This window comes from Candidatus Didemnitutus sp. (genome assembly GCA_019634575.1).
Classification (GTDB): domain Bacteria; phylum Verrucomicrobiota; class Verrucomicrobiia; order Opitutales; family Opitutaceae; genus Didemnitutus.
This window is the reverse complement of sequence record JAHCAY010000001.1, coordinates 1,223,256-1,236,214: the sequence shown is the minus strand read 5'-3', so window position 1 is coordinate 1,236,214 and position 12,959 is coordinate 1,223,256. Positions and strand designations below refer to the sequence as shown.

General features: G+C 66.9%; 12 protein-coding genes. 5 read left to right on the top strand and 7 right to left on the bottom strand.

Annotated features, from left to right (window positions below):
- Positions 1–34: 34 nt before the first annotated feature.
- The 3 genes from gatA to KF715_05160 are packed head-to-tail and all read right to left on the bottom strand — an operon-like array spanning position 35 to position 2,584.
- Positions 35–1,492 carry an Asp-tRNA(Asn)/Glu-tRNA(Gln) amidotransferase subunit GatA gene (gatA, locus tag KF715_05170; GenBank protein ID MBX3736060.1) on the bottom strand — a complete coding sequence of 486 codons (1,458 nt, stop codon included), beginning with the start codon at positions 1,490–1,492 and terminating at the stop codon, positions 35–37.
- Positions 1,493–1,497: 5 nt separating this feature from the next.
- Complete coding sequence (gatC, locus tag KF715_05165) at positions 1,498–1,788, bottom strand: Asp-tRNA(Asn)/Glu-tRNA(Gln) amidotransferase subunit GatC (GenBank protein MBX3736059.1); 291 nt, start codon at positions 1,786–1,788, stop codon at positions 1,498–1,500.
- A gap of 58 nt (positions 1,789–1,846) precedes the next feature.
- A complete protein-coding gene (locus KF715_05160; GenBank protein ID MBX3736058.1) occupies positions 1,847–2,584 on the bottom strand; it encodes an AraC family transcriptional regulator in 738 nt (245 codons plus the stop codon).
- A 66-nt stretch (positions 2,585–2,650) separates the two neighbouring features.
- Between KF715_05160 and KF715_05155 the strand changes: the two genes are divergently transcribed.
- The 4 genes from KF715_05155 to KF715_05140 all read left to right on the top strand — a co-directional run bounded on the left by KF715_05155 (position 2,651) and on the right by KF715_05140 (position 7,528).
- The gene (locus KF715_05155) at positions 2,651–3,604 is read left to right on the top strand and encodes a proline racemase family protein (GenBank protein ID MBX3736057.1); all 954 of its coding nucleotides are present in this window, start codon (positions 2,651–2,653) and stop codon (positions 3,602–3,604) included.
- The gene (locus KF715_05150) at positions 3,601–4,863 is read left to right on the top strand and encodes an FAD-dependent oxidoreductase (GenBank protein ID MBX3736056.1); all 1,263 of its coding nucleotides are present in this window, start codon (positions 3,601–3,603) and stop codon (positions 4,861–4,863) included. Before KF715_05155 ends, KF715_05150 begins: the two co-directional genes overlap by 4 nt.
- 73 nt (positions 4,864–4,936) lie before the next feature.
- A complete protein-coding gene (locus tag KF715_05145; protein MBX3736055.1) occupies positions 4,937–5,830 on the top strand; it encodes a dihydrodipicolinate synthase family protein in 894 nt (297 codons plus the stop codon).
- A gap of 99 nt (positions 5,831–5,929) precedes the next feature.
- The gene (locus tag KF715_05140; GenBank protein ID MBX3736054.1) at positions 5,930–7,528 is read left to right on the top strand and encodes an aldehyde dehydrogenase (NADP(+)); all 1,599 of its coding nucleotides are present in this window, start codon (positions 5,930–5,932) and stop codon (positions 7,526–7,528) included.
- 38 nt (positions 7,529–7,566) lie between these two features.
- On the opposite strand, the gene KF715_05135 is transcribed toward KF715_05140, so the two are convergent.
- The 3 genes from KF715_05135 to thrS all read right to left on the bottom strand — a co-directional run bounded on the left by KF715_05135 (position 7,567) and on the right by thrS (position 10,586).
- A complete protein-coding gene (locus KF715_05135; protein MBX3736053.1) occupies positions 7,567–8,067 on the bottom strand; it encodes a tetratricopeptide repeat protein in 501 nt (166 codons plus the stop codon).
- 5 nt (positions 8,068–8,072) lie between these two features.
- Positions 8,073–8,534, bottom strand: a complete 462-nt coding sequence (locus tag KF715_05130) for a GNAT family N-acetyltransferase (GenBank protein ID MBX3736052.1) — start codon at positions 8,532–8,534, stop codon at positions 8,073–8,075.
- A gap of 105 nt (positions 8,535–8,639) precedes the next feature.
- Complete coding sequence (gene thrS, locus KF715_05125; GenBank protein ID MBX3736051.1) at positions 8,640–10,586, bottom strand: threonine--tRNA ligase; 1,947 nt, start codon at positions 10,584–10,586, stop codon at positions 8,640–8,642.
- A 109-nt stretch (positions 10,587–10,695) separates the two neighbouring features.
- Between thrS and tsaA the strand changes: the two genes are divergently transcribed.
- Positions 10,696–11,394: a tRNA (N6-threonylcarbamoyladenosine(37)-N6)-methyltransferase TrmO gene (gene tsaA / locus KF715_05120; GenBank protein MBX3736050.1), complete on the top strand. Its 699-nt coding sequence runs from the start codon at positions 10,696–10,698 to the stop codon at positions 11,392–11,394.
- 77 nt (positions 11,395–11,471) lie between these two features.
- Here the strand turns inward: tsaA and cysS are convergent, their stop codons facing one another.
- On the bottom strand, positions 11,472–12,896 hold the full coding sequence (gene cysS, locus KF715_05115) for a cysteine--tRNA ligase (GenBank protein MBX3736049.1): 1,425 nt from the start codon (positions 12,894–12,896) through the stop codon (positions 11,472–11,474).
- Between the last annotated feature and the right edge of the window lie 63 nt (positions 12,897–12,959).

Here is a 12,959-nt window from a genome sequence, read left to right as displayed (position 1 = left end):
GTGTTTCCGTGTGATCCGTGTGTTCTGCGGGCCATCAAAGGTTCGGGGTTCGGCGGCTCCACTCTTGTGCCTGCTCGTAGGTGTGCGCGAGGGCGAGGAGGTCGGCTTCCTTGAAGGGTTGGCCGATGAGTTGCAGGCCGATGGGCAGGCCACCGCTCGTGAAGCCGCATGGCACGCTCGCGGCGGGCAGGCCGGCGAGGTTCACGCCGATCGTGTAGATGTCCAAGAGATACATCGCGAGCGGGTCGGCCTTCTCGCCGATCTTGAACGCCGGCACGGGCGACGTGGGCGTGAGCAGCGTGTCGACTTCGGCGAAGGCCTTGAGGAAATCCTGGCGAATCAGCGTGCGGACCTTCTGCGCGCGCAGGTAGTAGGCGTCGTAGTAACCGCTCGAGAGCACGTAGGTGCCGAGGATGATGCGGCGCTTCACTTCCGCGCCGAAACCCTCGGCGCGCGACTTCGCGTAGAGATCGATGGCGTCGGTCGCGGCCTTTGACCGGTGGCCGTAGCGCACACCGTCGAAGCGCGCGAGATTCGACGACGCCTCGGCCGTCGCGATGACGTAGTAGGCATCGAGGCAATACTGCGTGTGCGGGAGGGAGACCTCTTTCACCTCGCAGCCGCGGTCGCGGTAGAACTTCACCGCGGCTTCCACGGCGGCGCCGATCTCGGGATCGAGGCCTTCGCCGAAATACTCCTTCGGAATGCCGATGCGGCGCGGCGCGGGGCCGGCGAGCGCGGCGCGGTAGTCGGGCACATCGGCTTTGAATGAAGTCGAATCGAGCGGGTCGTGCCCGGCGATCGCGCGCAAGACGAGTGCGACGTCCTCGGTCGTGCGGCCGAACGGGCCGATCTGGTCGAGCGACGACGCATAGGCGACGAGGCCGTAGCGGGAGACGAGGCCGTAAGTGGGTTTGAGACCGACGAGGCCGCACAGTGCGGCGGGCTGGCGGATGGAGCCGCCGGTGTCGGAACCGAGCGAGGCGATGACTTCGCCGGCCGCGAGCGCGGCCGCGCTGCCGCCGGAGGAACCGCCGGGCACGCGCGTGGTGTCCCAGGGATTCGCAGCGGGGCCGAAGGCAGAGTTCTCGTTCGACGAGCCCATCGCGAATTCGTCGCAGTTGAGCCGGCCGAAGAGCACCGCGCCGGCGTTCTTGAGGTTGCGCGTGACGGTGGCGTCGTAGGGTGAAACGAAATTTTGGAGAATCTTGCTCGAGGCCGTGAGCGGCTGGCCGGTGACGGCGATGACGTCTTTCAGGCCGACGGGAATGCCGTCGAGCGGGCCGCGCGACTGGCCGGCGGCGCGGCGGGCGTCGGACGCGACGGCTTGGGCGAGGGCGTCGGTTTCGTCGAGCGAGTTGAAGGCGTGCACGCGCGGCTCGACGGCCTTGGTGCGCGCGATGAGCGCCTGCGTCAGCTCGACGGCGGAGAGTTCGCGGCGCTCGAGGCGGCCCGACAGCTCGGCGATGGTCTGGAAATGCAGTGGGACCATCGCGCTCACTCCACGACCTTCGGCACGCTGATCATGTTCTCGCGCTGCGCGGGGGCGTTGCGGAGGGCGTCGGCGACACTCAGGCCCGGACGCGGAACGTCGGCGTCCCAGACGTTTTCGATGGGGAACGCATGGGCGGTCGGCTCGACGCCGGTGACGTCGACCTTGGCGAGTTGCTCGATGTGATGGAGCACGTCGCCCAGCTGCGCGGCGAAGCGGGCCTTTTCCTCGGGCGTGAGGGCGAGGCGGGCGAGTTGCGCGAGGTAGTCGACGTTGAAGTCCTGCGGGGCGGACATGAGGAAAAGGACGGTGAGGGTGCAGGAGCGCGGAGGCGGGTGGCAACCGGCAAACCTGTCATGCTCGCGCGCTCTGCCGGTAGGCGAGCGGGGCGAGTCCGGTGGCGGCCTTGAAGTGCCGGGTGAGCGCGCTGTGGTCGTAGAAGCCGCAGGCGTGCGCGATGTGCGCCACGGCCTCGTCGGTGTCGCGCAGGCGCTGCGCGGCGGCTTGGAGGCGGGCCTGTAGGATGAGTTGGCCGGGCGTGAGTCCGAGGAGGCGCTTGGTGAGGCGGGTGAACTTCGCCGGGGCGAGCCCGGCGCGGGCGGCGAGCTCGGCGGGTGAGAGCGAGTCGGCGAAATGAGCTTGCAGGTATTCGACCGTCGCGATGAGCGGCGCGGGCACAGCCCCGGAGTCGCCGCCGACGTGGAGGTCGCGGGAGAGGCCGACGAGGCCGGCGATGCGGCCGGCGGCGTCGCGGATGGGGAGTTTCGTGGTGAGGCACCAACCGGTCCTACGCGTCGGGTAGAGGTGGAGTTCCAGTCTGTTCACCACTGGCGTGCCGTAGGTGATCACGGCGGCATCCTGCTCCGCGTAACGTGCGGCGAGCTCTGCGGGGAACAGGTCGGCAACGGTGCGGCCGAGCAGCTCAGCTTTGCTGCGGCAGGCGCAACGCTCGACGAGCGTCTGGTTGGCGGCGGTGTAGCGGCCGGTGCGGTCCTTCACGAAGAACACCGCGTCGGGCACGAGGTCGAACAGCTCCCCCGCGATCAGCGGAGCAGCGAGCTGGGCGAGCGAGCGGGCGGGCAGGGCGGGCATTCTTGGACAAAAACAGCGTGGCCAGCCGTGGTTTTGATACAAGACTCGGCTGGTAAACTCGCCCCCATGTCCACGCCGGTGCCGCATCACATCCGCATCCTCGACTCGCACACCGGCGGCGAGCCGACGCGGCTCGTTCTCGAGGGCGGGCCGGACTTGGGTGGCGGACCGCTGGCGGAACGTGTGGCACTATTCCGCGCCGAGTTCGACCACTACCGCTCGGCCATCGTCAACGAGCCGCGCGGCTCCGACGTGATGGTGGGCGCCCTGCTCGTCGAGCCGCACGCGCCGGGGTGCGACGTCGGCGTGATTTTCTTCAACAACGTCGGACCGCTCGGCATGTGCGGGCACGGCACGATCGGGCTCGTGGTGTCGCTTGCGTATCTCGGGCGCGCGAAGCCGGGCGTCGTTCGCATCGACACGCCGGTGGGTGTCGTGGCGGCGACATTGCACGGCGACGGCAGCGTGTCGGTCGACAACGTCCCGAGCTGGCGCAAAGTGGCGGGCGTCGCGATCGATGTGCCGGGCGTCGGCTGCGTGCGCGGCGATGTGGCGTGGGGTGGAAATTGGTTTTTCCTCGTGGAGGAGCACGGGCAGCAGCTCGAGTCGGGTGACGTGGCCGCATTGCTCGACTACACGTCACGCGTGCGTGTGGCGGTGAACGCGCAGGGATTTCCCGAGGTGGATCACGTGGAGTTGTTCGCGCCGTCGCCGACTGCGGGCGTGAAGAGTCGGAATTTCGTGCTTTGCCCCGGCGGCGCCTACGACCGCTCGCCGTGCGGCACGGGCACGAGCGCGAAGCTCGCCTGCCTCGCGGCCGACGGGAAACTCGCCGAGGGCGCCGAATGGGTGCAGGAGAGCATCGTCGGCAGTGTGTTTCGCGGGCGCTATCGGCGCGACGGGCGGGAGGGCGATCGGATTCTTCCGACGATCACGGGCACGGCGCATGTGTGCGGCGAGGGCGTGTTGCTGCTCGACCCGACGGACCCGTTTCGCTGGGGTATTCGCAACACCACATGAGCACATCGCGCAGCGTCATTGTTTGCGGCGGCGGCATCGTCGGCCTCTGCACCGCGCACTACCTCGCCAAGGGCGGCTTCGCCGTCACAGTCATCGAGCGCAACGCGGAGGGCGCCGATTCGTGCGCGCAGGGGAGCGCCGGCTACGTCTCGCCGAGTCATGTCGAACCGATCTCCGCGCCGGGCATGGTGTGGCAGGGGCTGAAGTGGATGACGAGCTCGCGCAGCCCGTTCTACATCAAGCCGCGCCTCGATCCCGAGCTGATGCGTTGGGGCTGGCTCTTCGCGCGCAACTGCACGGAAGAGCACCGCCGCCGCGCTGCTCCGGTGCTCGCGCAACATTGCTTGGAGAGCCGGAAGCTCTTCGTCGAACTCGCCGCGCAGACGGGCAACAGCTTCGAGTTCGAGGCGCAGGGCTTGTTCAATCTCTGCAAGACGCCCGAGAAACTCGCCGCTTACGAAAAGGGCCTCGCGGCGCTCGCGAACTCGGTCGGCGTCGAGGCGAAGATCCTCACGCCGCAGCAGGTGGCGCAGCTCGAGCCCGGTGCGCGCATGGACATCGCGGGCGCGGTCTATTTCCCCATCGATGCGCACATCTCGCCACGGAAGTTCATCCCGGCGATGGTCGCACTGCTGCAGCAGCAAGGCGTGAAATTTCACTGGGCGACCAGCGTTTACGGCTGGCGCAGCGAGGGCGGACGCGTGACTGGGGTCTCGACCAGCGCCGGCGAACTCACGGCTGACGAATACGTGCTCGCGACCGGATCATGGGCGCCGGAGACGATCCGCGATCTCGGCCTGCGGCTGCCGATGCAGGCGGGCAAGGGCTACTCGCTCACGATCGAGCGGCCGCGGTTCAACTTGAAGAAGCCGATGATTCTCTCCGAGCGGCGCGTGGCGGTGACGCCGATGGGCGACACGCTGCGTTTCGGCGGCACGATGGAGATCGCGGGCCATGTCGATCGTGTGCGCCCCGAGCGCATCGAACAGATCAAGGCGGCGGCGCAGATCTATTTCCCGGAAATGAGCGCGGCGGATTTCAACGGCGTGCAGCCTTGGTTCGGCTATCGCCCGGTGTCGCCGGACGGCATGCCCTACATCGGACGATTCGCGCGACAGGCCAATCTCACGGCCGCCTGCGGTCACGCCATGCTGGGCATCACGCTCGCGCCGATCACGGGTCACGTGGTCTCCGAGTTGCTTGCCGGCAAGAAGCCGAGCGTGGATCTCTTGCTCACGAGTCCGGATCGATTTGGCTAAACCTGGAGGGCGCGCGTCCCCGCGCGCCGCGACGGCCCGCGAGGACGCGGGCCCTCAGAACGAATTTAATCCCATGAACTGGAAAGGTGTCATCCCCGCCATCACCACCAACCTGAAGGCCGATCTGTCGGTCGATCACGACGCGCTTGCGGCTCATTGCCGCTGGATGATCGAGAGCGGATGCACCGGCATCGTGTGCTGCGGTTCGCTCGGCGAGGCGCAGACGCTGACCTTCGACGAGAAAATCGCCGTCGTGCGGACCGCGGTGGCTGCAGTCGGCGAGCGCGCGCCAGTGGCGCTCGGCATCGCGTCGCTGACGACCGTCGAAGCCGTGGCGATGGCGAAGGCGGCGCAGGCCGCCGGTGCGAAGGGCCTGATGGTGTTGCCGCCCTATGTTTACTCGAGCGACTGGCGCGAGATGAAGGCGCACGTGAGCGCGATCATCGCTGCGACGCCGCTCTCGTGCATGCTCTACAACAACCCGCCCGCCTACAAAACCGACTTTCTGCCCGAGCAGATCGCTGAGTTGGCGGCGGAGCACCCGAATCTCCGCGCGGTCAAGGAATCGAGCGGCGACGTCCGTCGCGTGACGGCGATCCGCGCCGCGTGCGGCTCGCGTTTGGACATTCTGGTCGGCATGGACGACGCGATCGTCGAAGGCGTCTACGCCGGCGCGGTCGGTTGGATTGCGGGCCTCGTGAACGCGTTTCCCGAGGAGAGCGTGGCGCTGTTCGACTTCGCGGCGCGCGGCGAAAAGACCCGCGCGTTGGCGCTCTACAAGTGGTTCCTGCCGCTGCTGAAGTTGGATACCGTGCCGAAGTTCGTGCAGCTCATCAAATGGGTGCAGGCGGAAGTCGGGCGTGGCACCCCGCACGTGCGGCCGCCGCGGCTGGAGCTGGCCGGCGCCGACCTTGAACATGCACGCGCCGTGCTGGCGAAGGCGCTGGAACAGAGACCCAAACTTTAGGCCCACGAAACACACGAATCACACGAACGGAAACAGCCGGCATCTGAGCGGAAACTTTTTCGTGTATTTCGTGTGTTTCGTGGGCAACTTCTTCCTCCCATGAAACCCGACGGCGGCAACCTGATCGGTTTTGGTTCGAGCGGTCCCGGCGGGGCCGTCTTCAAGGCGTTCAACCCTGCGACCGGCGCGCAGCTCGAGCCCGGTTTTGCCTCGGCGACGATTGAGGACGTCGAGCGCGCGGTGCAGCTAGCGACCGAAGCGGCGCCGGTGTGGGCCAAGTTGCCCGGCGCGAAACGGAATGAGTTTCTGCGGCGCATCGCGGACAGCCTCGAAGCGAAGTCCGCCGACCTCGTCGCGCGGGCGATGCTCGAAACGGGCTTGCCCGAAGCGCGCCTGAAGGGCGAGGTCGCGCGCTCGGCCGGCCAGCTGCGCCTTTACGGCGAGGCGGCGGCGAAGGGCGACTGGCTCGACGCGCGCATCGAGACGGCGCAGCCGCAGCGGCAGCCGCTGCCGAAGCCCGACCATCGCTCGATGTGGCGCGCGATTGGCCCCGTGGTGGTGTTCGGCTCGAGCAATTTCCCCTTCGCCTACTCGGTGGCCGGCGGCGATACGGCGTCGGCATTCGCGGCGGGCTGCCCGGTGATCGTGAAGGCGCATCCGGCGCACCCGGGCACGAGCGAACTCGTGGGCCGGCTCGTGCTGCACGCCGTGCGCGACTGCGGGTTACCCGAGGGGACGTTTTCGTTGCTCTTCGACGCGGGTTTCGAAGTCGGGCAGGCGCTGGTGAAGCACCCGGTCGTGAAGGCGGTGGGTTTCACCGGCTCGCTCAAGGGCGGTCGCGCGCTGGCGGATCTCGCGGCGGCGCGGCCGGAGCCGATTCCGGTCTACGCGGAGATGGGCAGCATCAATCCGGTATTCCTGCTCCCGGGCGCGATTGCTGAACGACGCGCGGCGATCGTCGAGGGACTCTACACGTCGTCGCTCGCAGGGGTCGGTCAGTTTTGCACGAATCCCGGCTTGGTGGTGTTGCAGCGGTCGGCGGAGGCAGAACAGTTCGTGAAGGAACTGGCGGCGCGGCTCGCGGCGACGCTCGAGGGCGTGATGCTCACGCCAGGAATAAAGAACGCGTTCGTCACCGGCACGACGGTGCGTGCGACGCAGCCGGGTGTGCGCGTGATCGCGCGCGGCAACGCGTCGTCGGTGTGCTCGGCGGCGCCGGTGTGGTTCGAGACCGAGGCGAAGTTCTTTGTCGGAAATCACGCGCTGTCGGAGGAAATTTTCGGACCGAGTTCGCTGGTGGTCTGGTGCAAGGATCGCGCGGAAATGCTCGTGGTGGCGCGCTCGCTCGAAGGCTCGCTCACGGCGTCGTTGCACGCGGGGGCGGGCGAGGCGATGACAGCGGAACAGGCGGAGCTGGTGGAGTTGCTCGCGGCCAAGGCCGGGCGCGTGATCCTCAATGGTTATCCGACGGGGTTGGAGGTCAGCCACGCCATCGTGCACGCCGGGCCGTATCCGGCGACGAGCGACGGAGGGCGCAGCACATCGGTCGGCACGCGCGCGCTGAACCGCTGGGCGCGACAGGTGTGTTATCAGGGCTTCGCGGACGAACTGCTGCCGCTGGAACTCCAGAACGCGAACCCGCTCGGTCTGCGCCGGCTGGTGAACGGCGAGTGGTGCACGGGCGCGGTGAGGGCGTAGTGCGATGACCTGGAGGGACGCAGGCCCTCCACGAAACCTCAGGCCAATTTCGCGGCGGCGTGGCGGAGGGCGCGGCCGTAGGCGGTGAGGCCGGGGTCTTCGGTCGTGTTGACGAGCGTCTCGATTACGAGGGCGAGGGCTTCGGCGTGCTTGCCCTGCGCATGCAACGTCAGGGAGAGGAAGGCGTCGAATTCGCGGTTGTCGGGGAATTGAAGTTTGCCGGTGCGGAGAACCTCCGCGGAACGGTCGAGCTGGCCCAAGGCGCGCAGCGTGGAGCCGAGGCCGACGTAGGCGTTGGAGAGTTCGTTGGGCGGCAAGCCGAGGGCGATGGCTTTCTCGTAGGCGGGCACGGCCGATTCGTGGCGGCCGAGCGTGTCGCACGTCCACGCGATCTGGTAGGCGATCTCGGCGACGTTCGGATGGCGCGTGTCGAAATCCTGCAGGCGTGGGAGGAGTTGATTGAATTGCCCGTGCGCGCGGGCTCCGACGATGGCGTCGAGTTCTTCTTTCCACGCGGGGAGATCGGCTGGCGTTTCCATGCGAATCAGAGTCGGGTGACGAGGAGCTGGCGGTCGGGCGTAAGCTGGAGGCCGAGGGCGGCGTAGAGAGCTTGGGCAGCCGTGTTATCGGGGGCGACTTCGACGTGCAGCGCGAGAACTCCGAGGGCGCGGGCGTGAGCGACGAGGCGGTCGAGCAAGGCGCGGCCGACGCCGCGGCGGCGAGCGGCCGGGATGACGTAAAGGTCGTCGATCGAGCCGTCGAGGCCGCCGAATTCCATGCTGTGGCGGGAGCAGAGGACGGTGTGTCCGATCGGCTGGCCATCGAGAGACGCGAGCCAGGCGGCGTTGCGCGCAGGGTCGGCGAACAAGGCCGCGAAGCTGCGCGCAGCCCAGTCGCGGTCGAGCGGGAACGCGGACTCGGCGTAGAAATCCGCCATGAGATCCACGAGCGCCGGGATGTCGTCGGCGGTGGCGGGGCGGATGTCGATGCGGTTCGCTTCGCTCACGTGCGGTCAGCTGTCAGCGATCAGCTTTCAGGTGTCGGGTTTCGGCGATCAGGGTTCTCAGCGATCGGCTCGAGGGCTGATCGCTGAGAGCTGAAAGCTGACTGCTCAGGCTTTCGGTGCGTTCGCGGCCGGCGCCGGCGTGGCGGGCTTCTTTTCCGGGAGGGCGCGGGTGGCGATCTCGGTTTTGAAGCGCGCGACGAGGTCGGCGATCTTGTGGACGCCTTCGTCGCCCTTGGCGCGGCTGCGGAGCGAGGCGCTGGCGAGTTCGGCTTCCTTCTGTCCGACGACGAGCACGTAGGGCACTTTTTCCAACTCGGCGCGGCGGATCTTGGCGCCGAGCTTGTCGGAGTGCGTGTCGAGCGTGACGCGGAGGTCGGCCGCCTGGAACTCGGCGAGCGCGGTCTTGGCGAAATCCATCACCTTGTCGGAAATCGGCACGATGCGGATTTGCTCGGGCGCGAGCCAGAGCGGGAAGTCGCCGGCGAAGTGCTCGATGAGCACGCCGCAGAAGCGCTCCATCGAGCCGAACGGCGCGCGGTGGATCATGACGGGCGTGTGCGCGGTGTTGTCGGCGCCGATGTAGCTGAGGCCGAAACGCACGGGGAGCACGTAGTCGACCTGCACGGTGCCGAGCTGCCACTCGCGGCCGATGACGTCGCGGACGACGAAGTCGATCTTCGGGCCGTAGAACGCGGCTTCGCCGGGCTCCTCGGTGAAGGGGACGCCGAGCGTTTGCGCGGCGGCGCGGCAGGCGGCTTCGGCGACGTCCCACTTGGCGGGATCGCCGGCGAATTTCTGGCCGTCGGGATCGCGCAGGCCGACGCGCACGCGGTAGTCGGACATGCCGAGCGTCGTGAGGACGGTCTTCACGAGCGAGAGGCAGCCGAGGACTTCCTGGGCGACTTGCTCCTCGGTGCAGAAGAGGTGCGCGTCGTCCTGCGTGAAGCCGCGGACGCGCGTCATGCCGTTGAGTTCGCCGGATTGTTCCCAGCGATAGACGGTGCCGAACTCCGCGAGGCGCACCGGGAGGTCGCGGTAGCTGCGCGGTTGCGAGCCGAAGATCTTGATGTGATGCGGGCAGTTCATCGGCTTCAGGAGGAAGCCGTCGATGAGCTGGTCGTCGGGGAGGATGCGGTCCTTCGTGATCGTTTCCTTGCCGGTGCGCTCGTTGATCGTCTCGGCGAATTTCTGCGAGACGGCTTCGATGCGGTTGGCCATCTCGGCGCAGGAGCAGCCGGAGGCGACCAACTGGTCGAGGAAGTCGCGTTCGACGATCGGCGGGAACTGCGAGTCCTTGTAGTAGGGGAAGTGGCCGGAGGTCTTGTAGAGCGCGAGGCGGCCGATGTGCGGCGTGAAGACCTGCGAGTAGCCTTGCCGGCGCAGCTCGGTGGAGATGAACGACTGGAGCTCCTGGCGCACGATCGAGCCGGCGGGCGTCCAGAGGATGAGGCCCTGGCCGACGTCTTCGTCGATGTGGAAAAGCTTGAGGTCCTTGCCGAGCTTGCGGTGGTCGCGGAGCTTGGCCTGTTCGAGCTGCGTGAGATAGTTGGCGAGCTCGTCCTTCGAGGCGAAGGCGGTGCCGTAGATGCGCTGGAGCTGCTTGTTCTTCTCGTCGCCGCGGTGATACGCGCCGGCGATGGAGAGCAGCTTGAAGGCTTTGATCTGTTTCGTGTAACGGACGTGTGTGCCGGCGCAGAGGTCGGAGAATTCGCCGTTGGTGTAGAATGAGATTTTTTCGCCCTCGGGGATGTCGGCGAGGCGGCCGAGCTTGTAGCGTTCCTGGCCGCGCGACTTGATGATCTCGATGGCTTCCTCGCGGGAGACTTCCTTCCGCTGGAAGGATTGGTTCTCCTCAATGATCTTCTTCATCTCCGCCTCGAGGCGGGTGAGATCGTCCTGCGTGAGTTTGTGGTCGAGATCGATGTCGTAGTAGAAGCCGGTGTCGGTCGGCGGTCCGATATCGAGCTTGGCGTCGGGGAAGAGACGCAGGACGGCAGTGGCCAGCACGTGCGACGACGAGTGGCGGATTTCCTCGAGGGGAGTCATGGACATGATGAGCGTTGGTTGTGGTCCTCCTTACGATTGGAGGGCCGGAAGGAAAACGACGCCGGGAAACGGGGCGGCTGTCAACGCGCGGAATTTCGGCTTTGCGCCATAGGCGATTTTGCGGCGCAACTGCGGCGTGACCGAGCTCCGTCCCATCGCTGTGTTGCGCACGCCTTTCGCCGAGAAATTCGGCGTGCCGCGCCAGTCCGGGCTCGTGCCGGCAGCGGAGGGACGCGTGGAGTTTTTGCCGGAGTTCGCCGCGCCGGAGTTCGTGCGGGGATTGGAGAATTTCTCACATATCTGGCTGATCACGGGCTTCCACTGCAATCCGCCGTGGGACGGGTCTGCGACCGTGCGCCCGCCACGGCTCGGCGGCAACGAGCGCGTCGGCGTCTTTGCGTCGCGGTCGCCATCGCGGCCGAACGGCCTCGGGCTGTCGCTGGTCGAGCTGCGCGCGATCGAGCCGGGAGCGTTGCGCGTGGCGGGCATCGATGCGGTGGACGGCACGCCGGTCTACGACGTGAAACCGTATTTGCCGTGGTGCGAGGCGAAGCCGGACGCGCGCTCGGATTGGGCGAAGGATGCGCCGACGGTGCGCGCGGCGAATGAGGTGGTGATTCCTGAGGAGATTGCGGCGCGGTTGCCCGAGGGCGTGGTGACGCTCGTGCGGCAGCTGCTCGCGTTGGACTTGCAGCCAGCGTATCACGCGGCGGGAGCGGACCGCGTTTATGGCATGACGGTCGCGGGGTGGAACATCCGCTGGCGTGCGACGGCGGAGCGAATCGAGGTCGTCGAAGCGAAGCCGAAAAATTAAACGCTAAGACGCAAAGGCGCGAAGGGTGGAAATTGCCCCAGGGACTTCGCGCCTTCGCGTCTTTGCGTTTCAGATGATCACTTCTTCAGCGGCTCGAGGCTGTAGCCGTCTTTGCGGTCGAGCATGGACCAGCCAGCGGCGGTCAGCTCCTTGCGGAGCGTGTCGGCGGCGGCGAAGTCTTTCGCGGCTTTCGCGGCCCAGCGTTTTTCGGCGAGGGCGACGATTTCGGCGGGGGCTTCGGCTTTCGGTGCGGCGGCGAGTTGGTTGAGTTTGGTGGCTTCGAAGCCCAGCACGCCGAGGATCTGGTCGAGGGTGGCGACGTCGGCATCGGTCGGGCCGCCGCCGATGCCGCAGCTGATTTCGTGGCCGAGTTTGAAGAGCGCGCCGAGGGCGCCGGGCGTGTTGAGGTCGTCGCGGAGGAGTTCGAGGACTTCGACGAGGCGGCTGGGGGCGCCGTTGCCCGAGACGCGATATTTCGGGTCGTGGAAGACGGTGACGATGACTTGGAGTTTTTTCAGCGCGCTCTCGGCGGCGTGGAGCGACTCGAGGGTGAAGTTGAGTTGCTTGCGCGGGTGACCGGCGATGAGCGCGTAGCGGAGCGCGAGCGGGCTGACGCCCTTCGCCTTGAGGTCGTCGAGCGTGTAGAGGTTGCCGAGCGATTTGGACATCTTCTTGCCGTCCACCAGCAGGTGCTCGCTGTGATACCAGTGCCGCGAGAACTGCGTGCCGTTGCAGCACTCGCTCTGGGCGATTTCGTTTTCGTGGTGCGGGAAGAGCAGGTCGACGCCGCCGGTGTGGAGGTCGATCGTGTCGCCGAGATGTTTCTTGCTCATCGCGCTGCACTCGATGTGCCAGCCGGGGCGGCCGGTGCCCCACGGGCTGTTCCAGGAGTTGACGCCGTCGTCGGCCTTGTGGGCTTTCCAGAGGGCGAAGTCGGTGGCGTCTTCCTTTTCATCGGCGTCGACGGCCTGCGATTTGCCGGCGAGCGCGGAGCCGACCTGGAGTTCGCGCTCCTTTACGCGCGAGAGTTTGCCGTAGCCGTCGAAGGAGTTGACCTTGAAATAGACGGAGCCGTCGGGAGCGCGGTAGGCGTTACCCTTTTTCATGAGCACGTCGATCATGTCGATTTGCTCCTGAATGTGGCCGGTGGCGGTCGGCTCGACGTGCGGGCGCAGGCAGTTCAGCGCGTCGCAGTCGGCGTGAAATTTATCGGTCCACTGCTGCGTGACCTCCTCGAGCGGGCGGCGCTCCTCGCGGGAGCGGCGGATGGTCTTGTCGTCGACGTCGGTGAGGTTGCGGACGTGTTTCACCTTGGCTGGGCCGAACTCGAGGTCGAGCAGGCGGCGGAGGACGTCGTTGACGACGAAGGTGCGGAAATTGCCGATGTGCGCCGGGGCGTAGACTGTGGGGCCGCAGTTGTAGAAGCGGAAGACGCCGTCGGCATGCGACGGAGCGAGGGGCTTCAACTGGCGGGACAGGGAGTCGTAGAGGCGGATGGGCATGACGCGGAGGGAAGTTGGAAACGGAAAACGGGCGGCTTGGCAAATGCGACGTTAACTGTCGCT

What these genes read in the sequence shown, in the direction of transcription:
- KF715_05155 (MBX3736057.1), top strand. Translation starts at nt 2,651, where the DNA reads ATGTCCACGCCGGTGCCGCATCACATCCGCATCCTCGACTCGCACACC.
- cysS (MBX3736049.1), bottom strand. Translation starts at nt 12,896, where the DNA reads ATGCCCATCCGCCTCTACGACTCCCTGTCCCGCCAGTTGAAGCCCCTC.
- gatC (MBX3736059.1), bottom strand. Translation starts at nt 1,788, where the DNA reads ATGTCCGCCCCGCAGGACTTCAACGTCGACTACCTCGCGCAACTCGCC.
- KF715_05145 (MBX3736055.1), top strand. Translation starts at nt 4,937, where the DNA reads ATGAACTGGAAAGGTGTCATCCCCGCCATCACCACCAACCTGAAGGCC.
- thrS (MBX3736051.1), bottom strand. Translation starts at nt 10,586, where the DNA reads ATGTCCATGACTCCCCTCGAGGAAATCCGCCACTCGTCGTCGCACGTG.
- KF715_05140 (MBX3736054.1), top strand. Translation starts at nt 5,930, where the DNA reads ATGAAACCCGACGGCGGCAACCTGATCGGTTTTGGTTCGAGCGGTCCC.
- KF715_05160 (MBX3736058.1), bottom strand. Translation starts at nt 2,584, where the DNA reads ATGCCCGCCCTGCCCGCCCGCTCGCTCGCCCAGCTCGCTGCTCCGCTG.
- KF715_05135 (MBX3736053.1), bottom strand. Translation starts at nt 8,067, where the DNA reads ATGGAAACGCCAGCCGATCTCCCCGCGTGGAAAGAAGAACTCGACGCC.
- KF715_05150 (MBX3736056.1), top strand. Translation starts at nt 3,601, where the DNA reads ATGAGCACATCGCGCAGCGTCATTGTTTGCGGCGGCGGCATCGTCGGC.
- gatA (MBX3736060.1), bottom strand. Translation starts at nt 1,492, where the DNA reads ATGGTCCCACTGCATTTCCAGACCATCGCCGAGCTGTCGGGCCGCCTC.